The 14,555-nt window shown below is 37.4% G+C and carries 13 protein-coding genes; 5 read left to right on the top strand and 8 right to left on the bottom strand.

Translation table 11 applies throughout. The features are described 5' to 3' along the window. Window positions 1-369: 369 nt before the first annotated feature. The 3 genes from QSH13_RS16525 to QSH13_RS16535 are packed head-to-tail and all read left to right on the top strand — an operon-like array spanning window position 370 to window position 3,209. A complete protein-coding gene (locus tag QSH13_RS16525) occupies window positions 370-1,107 on the top strand; it encodes a (Fe-S)-binding protein (protein ID WP_109407189.1) in 738 nt (245 codons plus the stop codon). Next, the gene (locus QSH13_RS16530) at window positions 1,098-2,516 is read left to right on the top strand and encodes a LutB/LldF family L-lactate oxidation iron-sulfur protein (RefSeq protein ID WP_286039385.1); all 1,419 of its coding nucleotides are present in this window, start codon (window positions 1,098-1,100) and stop codon (window positions 2,514-2,516) included. The genes QSH13_RS16525 and QSH13_RS16530 overlap by 10 nt, the downstream gene beginning before the upstream one ends. A 3-nt stretch (window positions 2,517-2,519) precedes the next feature. Beyond that, window positions 2,520-3,209: a LutC/YkgG family protein gene (locus QSH13_RS16535; RefSeq protein WP_109397772.1), complete on the top strand. Its 690-nt coding sequence runs from the start codon at window positions 2,520-2,522 to the stop codon at window positions 3,207-3,209. Between the two features lie 24 nt (window positions 3,210-3,233). Here QSH13_RS16535 and QSH13_RS16540 read toward each other — a convergent pair whose 3' ends face one another. The 4 genes from QSH13_RS16540 to acs all read right to left on the bottom strand — a co-directional run bounded on the left by QSH13_RS16540 (window position 3,234) and on the right by acs (window position 9,334). Next, window positions 3,234-4,817 carry a phosphoethanolamine transferase gene (locus QSH13_RS16540; protein WP_286039384.1) on the bottom strand — a complete coding sequence of 528 codons (1,584 nt, stop codon included), beginning with the start codon at window positions 4,815-4,817 and terminating at the stop codon, window positions 3,234-3,236. 435 nt (window positions 4,818-5,252) lie between these two features. Then, window positions 5,253-6,908 carry a cation acetate symporter gene (locus QSH13_RS16545; RefSeq protein WP_286039383.1) on the bottom strand — a complete coding sequence of 552 codons (1,656 nt, stop codon included), beginning with the start codon at window positions 6,906-6,908 and terminating at the stop codon, window positions 5,253-5,255. Next, on the bottom strand, window positions 6,905-7,216 hold the full coding sequence (locus QSH13_RS16550) for a DUF485 domain-containing protein (protein WP_006534371.1): 312 nt from the start codon (window positions 7,214-7,216) through the stop codon (window positions 6,905-6,907). Before QSH13_RS16550 ends, QSH13_RS16545 begins: the two co-directional genes overlap by 4 nt. A 159-nt stretch (window positions 7,217-7,375) precedes the next feature. Continuing rightward, the gene (gene acs, locus QSH13_RS16555; RefSeq protein ID WP_109397769.1) at window positions 7,376-9,334 is read right to left on the bottom strand and encodes an acetate--CoA ligase; all 1,959 of its coding nucleotides are present in this window, start codon (window positions 9,332-9,334) and stop codon (window positions 7,376-7,378) included. Window positions 9,335-9,706: 372 nt separating this feature from the next. On the opposite strand from acs, the gene sodA reads away from it, so the two are divergent. Together sodA and yiiM are read left to right on the top strand one after the other, a co-directional pair. Beyond that, a complete protein-coding gene (sodA, locus tag QSH13_RS16560) occupies window positions 9,707-10,330 on the top strand; it encodes a superoxide dismutase [Mn] (RefSeq protein ID WP_109397768.1) in 624 nt (207 codons plus the stop codon). Between the two features lie 114 nt (window positions 10,331-10,444). After that, window positions 10,445-11,119, top strand: coding sequence for a 6-hydroxyaminopurine reductase (gene yiiM, locus QSH13_RS16565; RefSeq protein ID WP_109397767.1), 675 nt, complete (start codon window positions 10,445-10,447; stop codon window positions 11,117-11,119). 98 nt (window positions 11,120-11,217) lie between these two features. On the opposite strand, the gene trpS is transcribed toward yiiM, so the two are convergent. From trpS to dam, 4 genes are read right to left on the bottom strand one after another with little or no spacing between them, the layout of a single operon-like run. Continuing rightward, window positions 11,218-12,246 carry a tryptophan--tRNA ligase gene (trpS, locus tag QSH13_RS16570; protein ID WP_109397766.1) on the bottom strand — a complete coding sequence of 343 codons (1,029 nt, stop codon included), beginning with the start codon at window positions 12,244-12,246 and terminating at the stop codon, window positions 11,218-11,220. A 1-nt stretch (window position 12,247) separates the two neighbouring features. Continuing rightward, a complete protein-coding gene (locus tag QSH13_RS16575; RefSeq protein ID WP_286039382.1) occupies window positions 12,248-12,958 on the bottom strand; it encodes a phosphoglycolate phosphatase in 711 nt (236 codons plus the stop codon). Next, complete coding sequence (gene rpe, locus QSH13_RS16580) at window positions 12,958-13,629, bottom strand: ribulose-phosphate 3-epimerase (protein WP_023583115.1); 672 nt, start codon at window positions 13,627-13,629, stop codon at window positions 12,958-12,960. Before rpe ends, QSH13_RS16575 begins: the two co-directional genes overlap by 1 nt. Window positions 13,630-13,673: 44 nt before the next feature. After that, window positions 13,674-14,489 (bottom strand): adenine-specific DNA-methyltransferase, encoded by an 816-nt coding sequence (dam, locus tag QSH13_RS16585; protein WP_109397764.1) that lies wholly within the window; start codon window positions 14,487-14,489, stop codon window positions 13,674-13,676. Between the last annotated feature and the right edge of the window lie 66 nt (window positions 14,490-14,555).

Consider the following 14,555-nt stretch of genomic DNA (forward strand, 5'->3'; position numbering starts at 1 on the left):
CAGAAGTGAAACGTTGTAGCGCCGATGGTAGTGTGGGGTCTCCCCATGTGAGAGTAGGGAACTGCCAGGCATTAAATAAGACGAGAAAGCCAACCCACTGGGTTGGCTTTTTTGCGTTTGGGGTTTTATTTTAAATTTTTTACTTCATTTCTTTTTAATAAATTGTTTTATTTAAAATAATTTATTTCCATCCTATTTCTATACCTAAATTAATTCTCATATACCGATTCAAATTATAAAAAAACATAGGATTAAACATATATTTAACATCATTTTTGTGCCAACATTAATTGTCATACAAATATAACAATAAATAAATGGCGGTTGGTAAATTATTTTGTGTAATAAATAAGCAATAGGAGCAAATGTATGGATGTTAATTTCTATGTCACATGTATTGGGGATGCTCTAAAATCCCATATGGCAAGAGACAGTGTATTACTGCTAGAAAAATTAGGTTGTCGGGTTCATTTTCTTGAAAAACAAGGTTGTTGTGGTCAACCTGCTATTAATAGTGGTTATATTGAGAATGCAAAACCTGCAATGAAGAAATTGATTGAAACCTTCGAAGTTAATGATTACCCCATTATTTCTCCTGCTGGATCTTGTACTTATGCAATTAAAGGTTATTCCAAATATCTTGCTGATGAACCTAATTGGGCTATACGAGCTGAAAAAATAGCTAACAGAATGTTTGATTTAACCTCTTTTATTGTAAATCAGCTTGGCGTACTTGATGTCGGCGCAAGTCTTAAAGGTAAAGCTGTTTATCACCCATCTTGTAGCCTATTTCGTAAAATGGGCGTTAAAGAAGAACCTATTAAATTATTACAACATGTAAAAGGTCTTGAATTATTACCTTTTCAAGATATGGAAACCTGCTGTGGTTTCGGTGGGACATTCTCAATCAAAATGGCCGAAATTTCAGGAGAAATGGTAAAAGAAAAAGTCCACCATATTATGGATGTTAAGCCTGATTATTTAATTGGTGCGGATGTTAGCTGTCTTCTAAATATTGGCGGTCGTTTAGAGCGAGAAGGACACCCTGTTAAAGTATTACATATTGCACAAGTCTTGATGAGTCATGAGGAGGAATTATGTCGTTAAGAACGAGTACGATTCCTTTTAAAGCGCTTATCGATCGCCAAGTACATGATGAAGTCATGCAAAAAGCCGTTGCTAATGCACAAGAAACTATTGGTAAAAATCGGCAAAAAATGGTTGATGATCTTGGACATTGGGAGGATTGGAGAGATAGAGCGGCTCAAATTCGAGATCATGTGCTTGCTAACTTAGATGCTTATTTATGTCAATTGTCTGAAAAAGTAGAAGAACATGGTGGGCACGTTTTCTTTGCTAAAACAAAAGAAGAAGCAGCGCAATATATTCTTAGTGTAGCTAAAGAAAAAAAAGCAAAGAAAGTTGTTAAAGCTAAGTCAATGGTAACTGAAGAAATCGGTATGAATACCGCATTAGAGAATGCTGGGATTAAAGTTATTGAAACCGATTTAGCTGAATTTATACTCCAGCAAGCTAAAGATGCGCCTTCGCATGTTGTTGTACCTGCTATTCATAAAAATAGAGAACAAATTCGTCAAATATTCCATGATAAATTGGGATATAACGGCTCTGATACACCAGAAGAAATGACTCGTTTTGTTCGTCAAACTATTAGAGATGATTTTTTTACTGCTGATATTGGTGTAACGGGTTGTAACTTTGCAGTTGCAGAAACGGGCTCGGTTTGTTTAGTGACTAATGAAGGTAATGCTCGCTTAAGTACTACATTGCCTAAAACACATATAGCAGTGATGGGTATGGAACGTATCGCACCGACATTTAAAGAGGTGGATATTCTTATTACCATGTTAGCACGCAGTGCTGTTGGATTACGTCTAACGGGCTATAACACATGGCTTACAGGGCCTAGAGAAAAAGACAATGTTGATGGCCCTGAAGATTTCCATCTTGTTATTGTTGATAATGGGCGTTCAAAAATTATTGGCTCAGAATTTAAAGATATTTTGCGTTGTATTCGTTGTGGTGCATGTATGAATACTTGCCCTGCTTACCGTCATATTGGTGGACAAGGATATGGCTCTATTTATCCAGGCCCAGTTGGTGCTGTTTTAACCCCTTTATTAGGTGGTTATAAGAATTTTAAAAACCTTCCTTATGTATGTTCATTATGTACTGCTTGTGATTCTGTATGCCCGGTAAAAATACCGCTATCCAATTTAATTAAAAAACATAGAAATGTGATGGTTAAAGAAAAAATCACACCAACAACAGAGCGTACGATCACCAATATATTTAACTATGTGAACCGTCATCCAACATTATGGAAAGTTGGTATGAATTGGGAGGCTCATGCTGCAAGGTGGTTTATTAAAGAGGGGAAAGCTCCTTTAAATATAGGCGCATTAAAAGAGTGGACTGAAGCAAGAAACTTGCCACAAGGTGATGGTGAAAGTTTCCGTAGTTGGTTTAAAAAACATCAAAAAGAGGAGAAATAAGAGATGAATAATAAAAACACATTCCTATCTCATTTAGCTTCTCAGTTAGGAAGACCATTAAAAACAATACCAGACTCATTACCAACGCCAATAAATACATATCCGGAAGAAAGATTAACTGAATTATCGGAAGAGGAACGATATCAATATTTTCTTAATACCGCTAAATTAGCCGGAAGCGATTATGAGACAACGACACAAGAAGCTTTACCTCAGTGCTTACTTGCATTATGTAATAAATATGGTTCATCAGTGATATTGACGGGTGATCCTCGTTTAAAAGAAAGTGGTGTTATTGATTTATTATCTGAACATTGTGATGTTAGTGTGTGGGATCACCATGTTGGTGGAGAAAATATTGAGCATGTAAAAAATGCTAAAGTGGGGATTGTTTTTGCTGAATATGGACTTGCTGAATCGGGGGGCGTTGTTTTATTTTCTGGAGCAGATAAAGGACGTAGTGTTAGTTTGATCCCAGAAACAACGCTCTTTGTTATTAAGAGGAGTACCATTTTACCGAGAGTTGCTCAATTAGCGGAAGAACTTCATCAACTAGCAATAAAAGATGTCCGAATGCCTTCTTGTATTAATATTATTAGTGGACCAAGTTGTACTTCTGATATTGAATTAATTAAAGTTGTTGGGGTTCATGGCTCTTTAAATGCCATTTATATAGTGATTGAAGATTGCTAATAATTATGTATAAGGAGCCATATATTATTGTGGCTCTTGTTCTTCAGAACTTAATAAATCATATTTTAAGAGATTTTTATTACCATCAATGACCATGATGGGTGATCTTGGCTGATAACAATCTGCTAAGGGTGAATAGCATTTATTCGGTGAATGATGTTCTATACCAAGCCAACTACTTAATAACCAATAATTATTTGCTGTTGAGTAAGGTTTGTTTAACACCGCATTACTAATGATTGGTTTTACGGTTGAGGGGCTATACCAAATAAACAACGGGATATCGTAAGCTTCTTTACGTGGTGTATTTACGCCATGATGATAACGAACCTCTCTATTTTTATCGAGACGCTGTAAAGCATGATCGGAAAAGTAGAGAATAGAAGCAGGTTTATCTTTAACTTTTTCAATGATGTCATTAATTAATTTATCTGTATAAGCGATAGAGCTGTCATAACAATTATCATCATCTTCTTGTGTGAATTTCTTTAGATACTGATTTGGAAATCGATTACAGGCCGGCTCATGGCTACCATATGTATGTAAGATGATTAATTTTTTCTGTGCAGATGATTCATTAAGCGCGCTATCTAAATAAGGAAGTAGCTCTTCATCATAACCGATAAATTCATTCCACTTTTTATTTTGGGCCATATTAGCAATGACAGAAATAACACTGGTTTTTTGATTACCTTCACCTTGGTTACTTAGCCAATATGTTTTAAATCCAGCATGATTGGCAAGAGAAACAATATTATCAGCATAATGATTTTTATCTTGTAACTGTTCTAATCCTATATTTGAGAGCGAAATGGGTACAGAAAGAATGGTCACTGGTGCTGGAGAATAAACTTGATTGAATAAAATAAGATGACTCTTTTCTTTCATTAGATTAGGTGTTGTATCGTGCTGATAGCCATAAATTCCAAGATGATCTCTGCGAACAGATTCTCCAATAATTAGGATGTAAATTTCTGTATTATCACTATTTTTATTATATTGGAACTCAACTTTTTGAGAAGGAATTCTTCTAATTTTGCGATTTTCATGGAGGGTTCGGACAAGTGCTGCTGCATTATAAAAAGGTGTATTCAGAAGAGTATATTCTGCAAGTAATTTACTATTGTTGTCGTTTCTTAATGCTAAGCTTTTATAAAATGGAATAATGGCGATTAATATAACAAAAGCGGTCACACTTTTTTTTGTCGTTTTTAGATCAGAGACTTGAGCCGCTTTATGGATGAAAAAATAGTAAACGGCAAAAGCACATATATAAAATAAGACATAGTACTTATTATAAGAGAGCATACCGACAGTTTCGCTACTGTTAGTATTAATAAAAGTTTCAGCAATGGATGATGAAAAGGCAATATCATGTTCACGATAGAAAAATAGAGAAATAGAAAGATTTAAAGACCATAGCGCACTAATAACAACGGTTATTATTTTTCCAAAAACGTAGCGATAAATACCACTACATATCAGCATAAGTAGCCAGCCAATAAGAACAATATAGATTTTTTGTTCTATATACAGCGTTGAACCACCCAATGTTGCAGGTGCCATAGATAAGAAAAATAAAAGTGCGTAATGAGTTAACCAAGACATAATCTATTTAAAAATACCATCTCTTTTTATATACAATAAAAAGTTAATCATTTACGTTTTGACAATACAAGCCTTGTTTGTCTGAAGTGTGTCTGAAATTGATATTATTATGCATCTTTCTGGTTATTTTGGGCTTTTGGGCTTTATTAATAAGTTATATTATAAATAAATTATGTTTACTTTTTTATTTATAATTAATTGATTTTAAATTAATTTATTTTTCTTTTTATACTGCTAGAGTAGATGATAATAAGTTATATAAATAATCGTATAGATATGTAGTTAAAGCTTAAAAATATTATAAATAAGTAAATGATAGAAATAAGAGCACGGTTTTTATGATAATTGATAAAAACGATTGGAATTGAAGAGCCCCAAAGTTGGAATTCACTTTGAGGCTCTTTTTATTAAGAAAGGTTACATTATTTCTGGCTGTTAGTGCTGTTTACCTTGCTCAATACCCAAGCCAATTTGAGAACGTATAAACTGTGCTTGGAATTTTGCTTTTTCTTGCTCACCTAAAGATGATTTATCTGTAATAGAGAAAAGCCATGAGATAATAAAAGCAATAATGATTGAGAATAATGCTGGATATTCATAAGGGTAGATTGGTTTTTCATGACCTAAAATACTTACCCAAATGGTTGGCCCTAATATCATCAATGTGACAGCTACTAATAAACCAGACCATCCTCCTGCCACGGCTCCTCGTGTTGTAAGCCCTTTCCAATACATAGATAACAATATGATTGGGAAGTTACAGCTTGCTGCAATTGAGAATGCTAGCCCTACCATAAAGGCAATATTTTGCTTTTCAAATAAAATACCTAAACCGATAGCGACGATACCCAAGATAACTACAGTAATTTTGGATACTTTTAGCTCTTGTCTTTCATCTGCATGACCATTTTTAATTACATTAGCGTAGAGATCATGCGATACCGCAGATGCGCCCGCTAAAGTTAGTCCCGCAACAACGGCTAAAATAGTGGCGAAGGCAACAGCTGAAATAAAGCCTAAGAAGAAATTACCGCCAACAGCATCTGCTAAGTGAACGGCCGCCATATTGGTTCCGCCAATCAAAGCACCAGCGGCATCTTTGAACATAGGATTAGGGCTAACGAGTAAGATAGCGCCGAAACCAATAATAAAAGTAAGAATATAGAAATAACCGATAAAACCTGTTGCATAGAAAACACTCTTACGGGCTTCTTTTGCATCGCTAACAGTAAAGAAGCGCATGATGATATGAGGAAGTCCCGCTGTACCAAACATTAAAGCAAGACCTAAAGAGAGAGCAGATATAGGATCAGAAACCAAGCCACCTGGGCTCATGATAGAGAACCCTTTTGAGTGAACACTAACGGCTTCTTTAAATAAGGTATTGAAATTGAAATCGGCAGCTTTCATAACCATAACAGCCATAAAGCTTGCACCTGCAAGTAATAAAATAGCTTTAATGATTTGAACCCAAGTGGTGGCTAACATGCCTCCAAATAAAACATATAGCACCATTAGAATACCAACGAGCACAACAGCAATATGGTAGTTTAAACCGAAAAGGAGTTCGATTAATTTTCCGGCACCGACCATTTGTGCTATTAGATAAAGGGCAACGACAACCAGTGATCCAATCGCGGAGAGTGTTCTTACAGGTTTAGGGCTTAAGCGATACGAGACAACATCTGCAAAGGTATAACGCCCTAAATTACGCAAGCGTTCAGCAATGATAAAAAGAATAATAGGCCAACCAATCAGAAATCCAATTGAATAGATAAGTCCATCATAACCCGAAGTATAAACCAGTGCGGAGATCCCTAAAAAGGATGCGGCAGACATAAAGTCACCAGCAATTGCCATCCCATTTTGAAAGCCAGTAATTTTTCCTCCAGCAGTGTAGTAATCAGCACGAGAGCGAGTACGTTTAGAAGCCCAATAAGTAATGTAAAGTGTTAATCCTACGAATATTAGGAACATTATAATGGCCTGAATATTCATCGGTTGTTTCTCACCTCCTTCTGTTATTTCAGCAGCATAAGCCACCGTTGAAGAAAGGAAAAATAAGCTTATTGTATAAAATAACTTTCTCATTTTTCTACCTCTTCAATAACTTCAGCGGTAAGTTTGTCAAATTCAGTATTAGCTTTGATTACGTAAATACCTGTTAATAGAAATGAGGCAATAATTAAGCCAATACCAATAGGAATGCCTCGTGTAATGTAGCTTCCTTCGTACAGTGGTGTACCTAACCACTGTGGATAGAATGCAATAAGTAAGATAAACGAGACATACATAACGAGCGTAATTATTGAAAGTGTCCATGAAAAACGACTACGTTTATTAACCAGTTCTTTAAAGCGAGGGTTGTTTTCTATCTCTTGATAAATATTGGCATTCATCAGAGTTCTCCTCTATATAATTGTTTGGTTTATCACTTGATTTAGAGGCTTCAATCCCCTGCATTTCATGATTTTTAGGTAAGAGCGCCTAGCAAAGACATTTTCATGTCTTTGCTTTGTCGTATTACGTTTTTTAAATGACAGCTATTTTGTTGTGTATTAAGCGGTGAGTGATAGAGACTGTTTTTCTTCTAACAGTTTCTCTACAACACCCGGATCAGCGAGTGTTGAGGTATCTCCGAGGTTAGTTGTGTCGCCAGAGGCAATTTTACGCAAGATTCGGCGCATAATTTTCCCTGATCGTGTTTTGGGTAGGGAATCTGTCCAATGTAGAATATCTGGTGTAGCTATTGGTCCAATTTCTTTACGTACCCAGTTGCGAACTTCAGTATAAAGTTCAGGGGTTGGTTCTTCACCGTGATTTAAAGTGACATACGCATAAATGGCTTGCCCTTTAATATTGTGAGGAATACCCACTACTGCAGCTTCTGCAATTTTAGGATGTGCAACAAGAGCAGATTCAATCTCTGCTGTTCCTAAACGATGACCTGAAATATTCAAGACATCATCAACACGTCCTGTTATCCAATAGTCGCCATCTTCATCTCGGCGAGCGCCATCACCAGAGAAATACATACCTTTAAAGGTTGAGAAGTAAGTTTGTTCAAAACGTTCGTGATCACCAAAAAGTGTTCTTGCTTGACCCGGCCAAGAATCAGTAATCACTAAGTTACCTTCACAAGCCCCTTGCTGTACTTCTCCCATATTATCGACAATTGCAGGCTGAACGCCGAAGAAAGGGCGTGTTGCTGAGCCTGGTTTTAGATCCATTGCTCCTGGTAATGGCGTTATCATGAAACCACCGGTTTCTGTTTGCCACCATGTATCAACGATAGGACATTGGCTACGCCCCATTTTCTGATAGAACCATTCCCATGCTTCTGGGTTAATTGGTTCACCAACAGAGCCTAGAATGCGCAGAGAAGTACGTTGAGTCCCTTCAATTGCTTTATCACCTTCAGCCATTAATGCACGGATTGCAGTAGGTGCAGTATATAAAATATTGATTTGGTGCTTATCAACAACTTGAGCCATACGGTTAACAGATGGGTAATTAGGAACACCTTCAAACATAACCGTGGTCGCGCCATTTGATAGTGGGCCATACAGTAAGTAGCTATGGCCTGTTACCCAACCCACATCAGCAGTACACCAATAAATGTCGCCTTCATGATAATCAAAGGTGTATTTAAAGGTCATTGAAGCATAAACGAGATAGCCCCCCGTCGTGTGCAGTACACCTTTAGGTTTGCCTGTTGAACCTGATGTATACAGAATAAAGAGAGGATCTTCTGCATCCATAACTTCGACTTCACATTCTGCACTGACACCTTGGATGATTTCATCCCACCAAACATCACGTCCTTCAATCCATTGTTCGGTATGCCCTGTGCGGCGAAATACCACTACATGATTAATAAGAGGGATATCAGCATGATTTAAAGCATCATCAACATTTTTCTTTAAAGGGATAGCGCGACCCGCTCGTAATCCTTCATCAGCTGTAATGACTAATTTAGCTTTTGAGTCTATGATCCGGCCTGCAACCGCTTCAGGGGAGAAACCACCAAAAATAACAGAATGGATAGCACCAATACGAGTACAAGCAAGCATAGCGACTGCGGCTTCTGGCACCATAGGCATATAAATCGCCACAACATCGCCTTTTTTAATACCTAAGTTTTTTAATACGTTGGCGAATTGGCAAACATCGTGGTGAAGTTGTCGGTAAGTGATTTTTTTTGACTCATTAGGTGAGTCACCTTCCCAAATAATGGCAACTTGATCACCTCGTGTTTTAAGATGGCGATCAAGACAGTTCTGACTGATATTTAGCTGACCATCTTCAAACCAGCGAATGCGTACATGGCCTGGGTCAAAAGATGTATTTTTTACCACAGTATATGGTTTTATCCAGTCAATGATTTTCCCTTTATCTGCCCAAAAGGCCTCAGGGTTTTTGATGGATAATTCATAATCTTTTTGGTATTGCTCTTTATTGATCAGGGTGTGTTCTGCAATGTTTGCAGGAATATGATGTTGGTTTATTTTTGTCATAATAGTTCTCCTCACTGTTGTTAATACTATGTCAAAAAGTCGTTAACAAAAGAGGGTAAATAAAGATTGTTTCTTTTTTGCGCAGAAGATCACGAATTAATGGAAATGCTTTTCATGGAATGTTCAAATAGTGCGAAAGCTAGTGGTGAATGATTAATCTACTATTCTCTTATTTAATAGAATTATCATTTAATAGAAAGCTTTAAAATTAAAATAATATACTGTGAAAATTAATTTAACCATGCTGGATAAAAAAACCACAAAAATAATATGGATATGATAATGATTTTCATTAGCATTTTTTTCACTATAATGAAATGAAAAGATAAATCACATGGTGTGATCGAAGATAAAACAGCACTGGAGATTAATATGAGCTATACATTACCTGCACTGCCTTATGCTTATGATGCATTAGAACCTCATTTTGATGAGCGCACAATGGAAATTCACCATACTAAGCATCATCAAACTTATGTGAATAATACCAACACAGCATTAGAAAAATTACCTGAGCTTGCTGGTTTAGAAATTGATGAATTAGTTAAAAATCTTCATAAAGTACCTGCTGATCAACGTACCTTTTTACGTAATAACGCAGGTGGTCACTCTAATCATTCATTATTCTGGAAAGGGCTGAAGCTAGGTACTCAATTACAAGGTTCTCTAAAAGATGCGATTGAACGCGATTTTGGTAGCGTTGATGCCTTTAAAGAGTTATTTGAAAAAGCAGCAGCTAGCCGTTTCGGTTCTGGTTGGGCTTGGTTGGTATTAAAAGATGATGGCAAACTTGCGGTAGTTTCTACAGCAAACCAAGATAGCCCATTAATGGGTGAAGAGTTAGCTGGCGCATCTGGTTACCCAATTATAGGGTTAGATGTGTGGGAACATGCTTACTACTTGAAATATCAAAATCGTCGCCCTGATTATATTAAAGCGTTTTGGTCGGTTGTTAACTGGGATGAAGCGCAAAAACGTTTTCAGAGTAAAGCATAATTGAGTAAATAGCTTCCTTTCTTTTTATATTTTCAATGCCGACATCTGTCGGCATTGTTTCTTTTGAACACTCTCTTTACTATGAGTTATTCTTTTCTGTTTAGGTAGAGAGCTATGCGTTATTTTCCTAGTGTTTTTATCGGTAATATCACAACAACATCTAATGGATTTACCAGTGCGATCACCAAAAGGCTGGTGGATGGTCATATCAAATTGACATCACTGGGATTAGAAGGTGATGAGCAAGCAGAAAAGAGTTTTCACGGTGGCCCTGATCGCGCACTTTGTCATTATCCTAAAGAACATTATTTTTATTGGGCTGAGCAATTTCCGCAATTGACGGATTTTTTTCATGCTCCTGCATTTGGTGAAAATATCTCAACAACAGGCATGACAGAAGAAAATGTTTTTATTGGTGATATTTATCAATGGGGAACCGCATTAATTCAAGTTACTCAACCTCGCTCTCCTTGCTACAAACTTAACACAGTGACAGATGTCAGTAACTTTTCGCAAATTATGCAAGATAGTGGTTATTGTGGTTGGTTATATCGGGTTGTGAGTGTGGGAGAAACGGGGAGCCATCATCCTCTTGTTTTAGTTTCAAGAAACAGTGATGTCTCTGTTAAAGAAGCGATTTCGATAGCTTTTCATATGCCATTTGATGAAGAGCTTTATCATCGGTTATTAAGTGCCGCAGGATTATCTGCAAGTTGGAGTAAGACTATGCAGTTGAGGCTGCAAAATCAAACTATTGAGAGTTTTAATCGACGGTTGTTTAAGGAATAAATAGTTAATTTGCTCTTTACTAAAAAAACACCTTCCTAAAAATAAACTGGGGTCAGTTCAAAAATAGGTGAGGTGTTTTTCTAGGTATTAACAAAAGATTATGGATGTGCAATAAATCCGATTGCGTCATAAACCTTGTCTAAGGTTGCTTGAGCGCGAGCTTTGGCTTTATCAGCACCTTCTTTCATAATTTTATTAAGTAATACTTCATCATTACGGAATGTGTTAAAACGTTCTTGAATGTTAGTTAGCATTTCAGATACCGCATCAGCAACAGCACCTTTTAGATGGCCATACATTTTGCCTTCAAATTCAGCTTCTAATTCAGGAATAGTTTTGCCTGTAACACCCGCTAAGATATCGAGTAAATTAGATACACCCGCTTTGTTTTCAAGATCGTAAATAACACGAGGTGGCTCTTCTGAGTCTGTCATTGCACGTTTGATCTTTTTAGCTGCTGATTTAGGATCTTCAAGCAATGCGATAACGTTATTACGGTTATCATCAGACTTAGACATTTTTTTAGTCGGATCTTGTAATGCCATCACACGAGCACCGCCTTTTGGAATAAAAGGATCGGGTACGGTGAATATATCGCCATATATAGCGTTAAAGCGCTGGGCAATATCACGGCTTAATTCAAGATGTTGTTTCTGGTCGATACCAACAGGAACTTGGTTTGTTTGATAAATCAGAATATCTGCTGCCATTAATACAGGATAATCGAATAATCCGGCATTGATATTTTCAGCGTGGCGCGCTGACTTATCTTTAAATTGAGTCATTCGGCTCAATTCACCAAAATAGGTATAGCAGTTAAGTGCCCAGCTTAATTGTGCATGTTGTGGAACATGTGACTGAACAAAAATAGTGCTTTTTTCTGGATCGATACCACAAGCAAGGTACAGAGCCAGTGTATCTAAGGTTCTTTTTCTTAACTCTTTAGGATCTTGACGTACTGTAATAGCGTGTTGGTCAACGATACAGTAAATGCAATCATAATCATCTTGCATTTGTACCCATTGACGCAGTGCACCCATATAGTTTCCGATAGTTAATTCACCAGAAGGTTGTGCACCACTGAATACAATTGGCTTTTGTGCCGTTTTTTCTACTGAAGTCGTCATTTTAATTCTGTTCCACAGTTGTCATTGGCGTGATATCGAGGATAGAGAGCAAATCAGCAAAATTATCGAGAGTAAAATCAGGTTTGCTGTCTGCAATAGATACGCCGTAGTTATAGCCGTAGGTTAAACCTACGCAAGGGCACTCAGCCTCTTGTGCTGCAATAATATCGTTGCGAGAATCCCCAACAAAAAGGAGTTCTTCCTTTTTAACACCAAATGTGCCCATTGTTAAATATAATGGTGCTGGATGCGGTTTTTTTTCTTTTACATCATCGCCACCTAACACCAAGGAGAAGTATTTTTCAATTTCCAATTGTTGTAGTAAAGGTGCAATAAATAGTGTTGGTTTGTTTGTCACGATACCCAGAGGAATATTGTGTGAAGCTAATGCCTCCAGGGTTTCTTTGACGTGAGGGAATAAATCACTGCCTGTTTTGACTGAGGTCGCATAATGTTCATCAAAAAGATCACGCATCTCTTTTAATAAGGTATCAGTCACATCCTCGACGCCAGCATTGTGCAAAGCGCGTGTCAGTAGCATATCCACACCGTTCCCAACCCAAATAGTGACATTATGTTTGCCAGCAGGAGGAAAGCCTTTTGCTTTTAATGCGTAGTCTGTTGCTTCTGTAAGACCAACAGCGCTGTCGGTGAGGGTGCCATCAAGATCAAAGGCGATAGCACGGATACCTTTGAGTTTTTTATCTGTCATTACGATACCTTTTCTAATTCATGGCGCATATTGTCGATAACATGCTTATAGTCTGGCTGATTGAAAATAGCTGAGCCTGCAACAAACATATCAGCGCCAGCTTGCGCAATTTCAGCAATATTATCGACTTTGACACCACCATCAATTTCTAAACGAATGTCATAGCCACCATCATCAATCATTTTACGTACTTGGCGTAATTTATCGAGAGTATTAGGAATAAATGATTGGCCACCAAAGCCTGGGTTAACAGACATCAGTAGAATAAGATCTAATTTATCCATAACATAGTCGAGATAGTTTAATGGGGTTGCTGGATTAAGCACTAAGCCCGCTTTACAACCACAATCTTTAATTAATTGAATAGTGCGATCGACGTGGTCACTGGCTTCAGCGTGAAATGAGATATAAGTTGCGCCCGCGTTTGCAAAGTCAGGAATGATACGGTCAACGGGTTTAACCATTAGGTGAACATCAATGGGGGCGGTAATACCATAGTTACGCAACGCCTTACAAATTGGCGCACCAAATGTTAGGTTAGGAACATAGTGGTTATCCATAACATCAAAGTGGACAACATCAGCGCCCGCAGCGAGTACTTTTTCAGTATCTTCGCCCAGGCGAGCAAAATCAGCGGATAAAATAGAAGGGGCAATCAGAAAATCTTTCATCGCATTCTCCTGACAACACTCCCATTGTCGGGAAGTGTTAACGATTATTTATATAAGGCAAGTAATTCGTTCACTTTGCTACGACCAAGTGTGTTGCTACTGATTGTTCTTCGGACTTTCACACTGTGTAGCTCTTTTGCGTTCACATACCACGTTTTTGTTAACGCAGTCTCATGGTTTGATATTAACACGGGTATCTGTCTCTCGTAAGCCAGCATTGAGGCAAGTTGAGCCAGATGTTCTTGCTCTTGAAAACTAAAGCTATTTGTATGGTATGACGTGAAATTTGCAGTCGGTGATAATGGCGCATAAGGCGGATCGCAATAAACGACGGCACCTTTTTTTGCATTAGTCATCGTTGATGAATAGCTTTGGCAAACAAATTCGGCTTTTTGTGCTTTTTCAGAAAACCAAATTAATTCAGTTTCAGGAAAATAAGGTTTTTTATAACGACCAAAAGGGACATTGTATTCACCTTTTGAGTTATAACGGCACAGCCCATTGTAGCAATGACGGTTAAGATAGAGAAATAACACACTACGCTGATAAGCATCTGTTGAACGATTAAACTCTTGTCGTAGTTGATAAAACTCTTCTGCGATATTCATTTGAGGGGTAAATAATAAGCGGGCATCCTTCATAAATTTTTCAGGATGTTGCTTTACCGTGTTATAGAGATGAATTAGATCACTATTTATATCGGCAAGAATATATGAATCGTATTCTGTATTTAGAAAAACAGAACCGGCACCCATAAAAGGTTCAATTAAACAATTACCCTCAGGCAGATGACGTTTAATGTCATCTACCAAAGGATATTTACCACCAGCCCATTTTAGGAATGCGCGTTTTTTTTTCATGCCGTCCAAATTTCTCAATCGTTTCAGAGTCGCCGATTGTACTCTGTTTCAGACAGCATATCAGCG

Origin of the sequence: Proteus faecis (assembly GCF_030286765.1) — a bacterium.
GTDB classification, from domain to species: domain Bacteria; phylum Pseudomonadota; class Gammaproteobacteria; order Enterobacterales; family Enterobacteriaceae; genus Proteus; species Proteus faecis.

What these genes read in the sequence shown, in the direction of transcription:
- rpe (WP_023583115.1), bottom strand. Translation starts at nt 13,629, where the DNA reads ATGAAAGATTTTCTGATTGCCCCTTCTATTTTATCCGCTGATTTTGCT.
- acs (WP_109397769.1), bottom strand. Translation starts at nt 9,334, where the DNA reads ATGACAAAAATAAACCAACATCATATTCCTGCAAACATTGCAGAACAC.
- yiiM (WP_109397767.1), top strand. Translation starts at nt 10,445, where the DNA reads ATGCGTTATTTTCCTAGTGTTTTTATCGGTAATATCACAACAACATCT.
- QSH13_RS16540 (WP_286039384.1), bottom strand. Translation starts at nt 4,817, where the DNA reads ATGTCTTGGTTAACTCATTACGCACTTTTATTTTTCTTATCTATGGCA.
- QSH13_RS16545 (WP_286039383.1), bottom strand. Translation starts at nt 6,908, where the DNA reads ATGAGAAAGTTATTTTATACAATAAGCTTATTTTTCCTTTCTTCAACG.
- dam (WP_109397764.1), bottom strand. Translation starts at nt 14,489, where the DNA reads ATGAAAAAAAAACGCGCATTCCTAAAATGGGCTGGTGGTAAATATCCT.
- QSH13_RS16550 (WP_006534371.1), bottom strand. Translation starts at nt 7,216, where the DNA reads ATGAATGCCAATATTTATCAAGAGATAGAAAACAACCCTCGCTTTAAA.
- trpS (WP_109397766.1), bottom strand. Translation starts at nt 12,246, where the DNA reads ATGACGACTTCAGTAGAAAAAACGGCACAAAAGCCAATTGTATTCAGT.
- QSH13_RS16525 (WP_109407189.1), top strand. Translation starts at nt 370, where the DNA reads ATGGATGTTAATTTCTATGTCACATGTATTGGGGATGCTCTAAAATCC.
- QSH13_RS16530 (WP_286039385.1), top strand. Translation starts at nt 1,098, where the DNA reads ATGTCGTTAAGAACGAGTACGATTCCTTTTAAAGCGCTTATCGATCGC.
- sodA (WP_109397768.1), top strand. Translation starts at nt 9,707, where the DNA reads ATGAGCTATACATTACCTGCACTGCCTTATGCTTATGATGCATTAGAA.
- QSH13_RS16575 (WP_286039382.1), bottom strand. Translation starts at nt 12,958, where the DNA reads ATGACAGATAAAAAACTCAAAGGTATCCGTGCTATCGCCTTTGATCTT.
- QSH13_RS16535 (WP_109397772.1), top strand. Translation starts at nt 2,520, where the DNA reads ATGAATAATAAAAACACATTCCTATCTCATTTAGCTTCTCAGTTAGGA.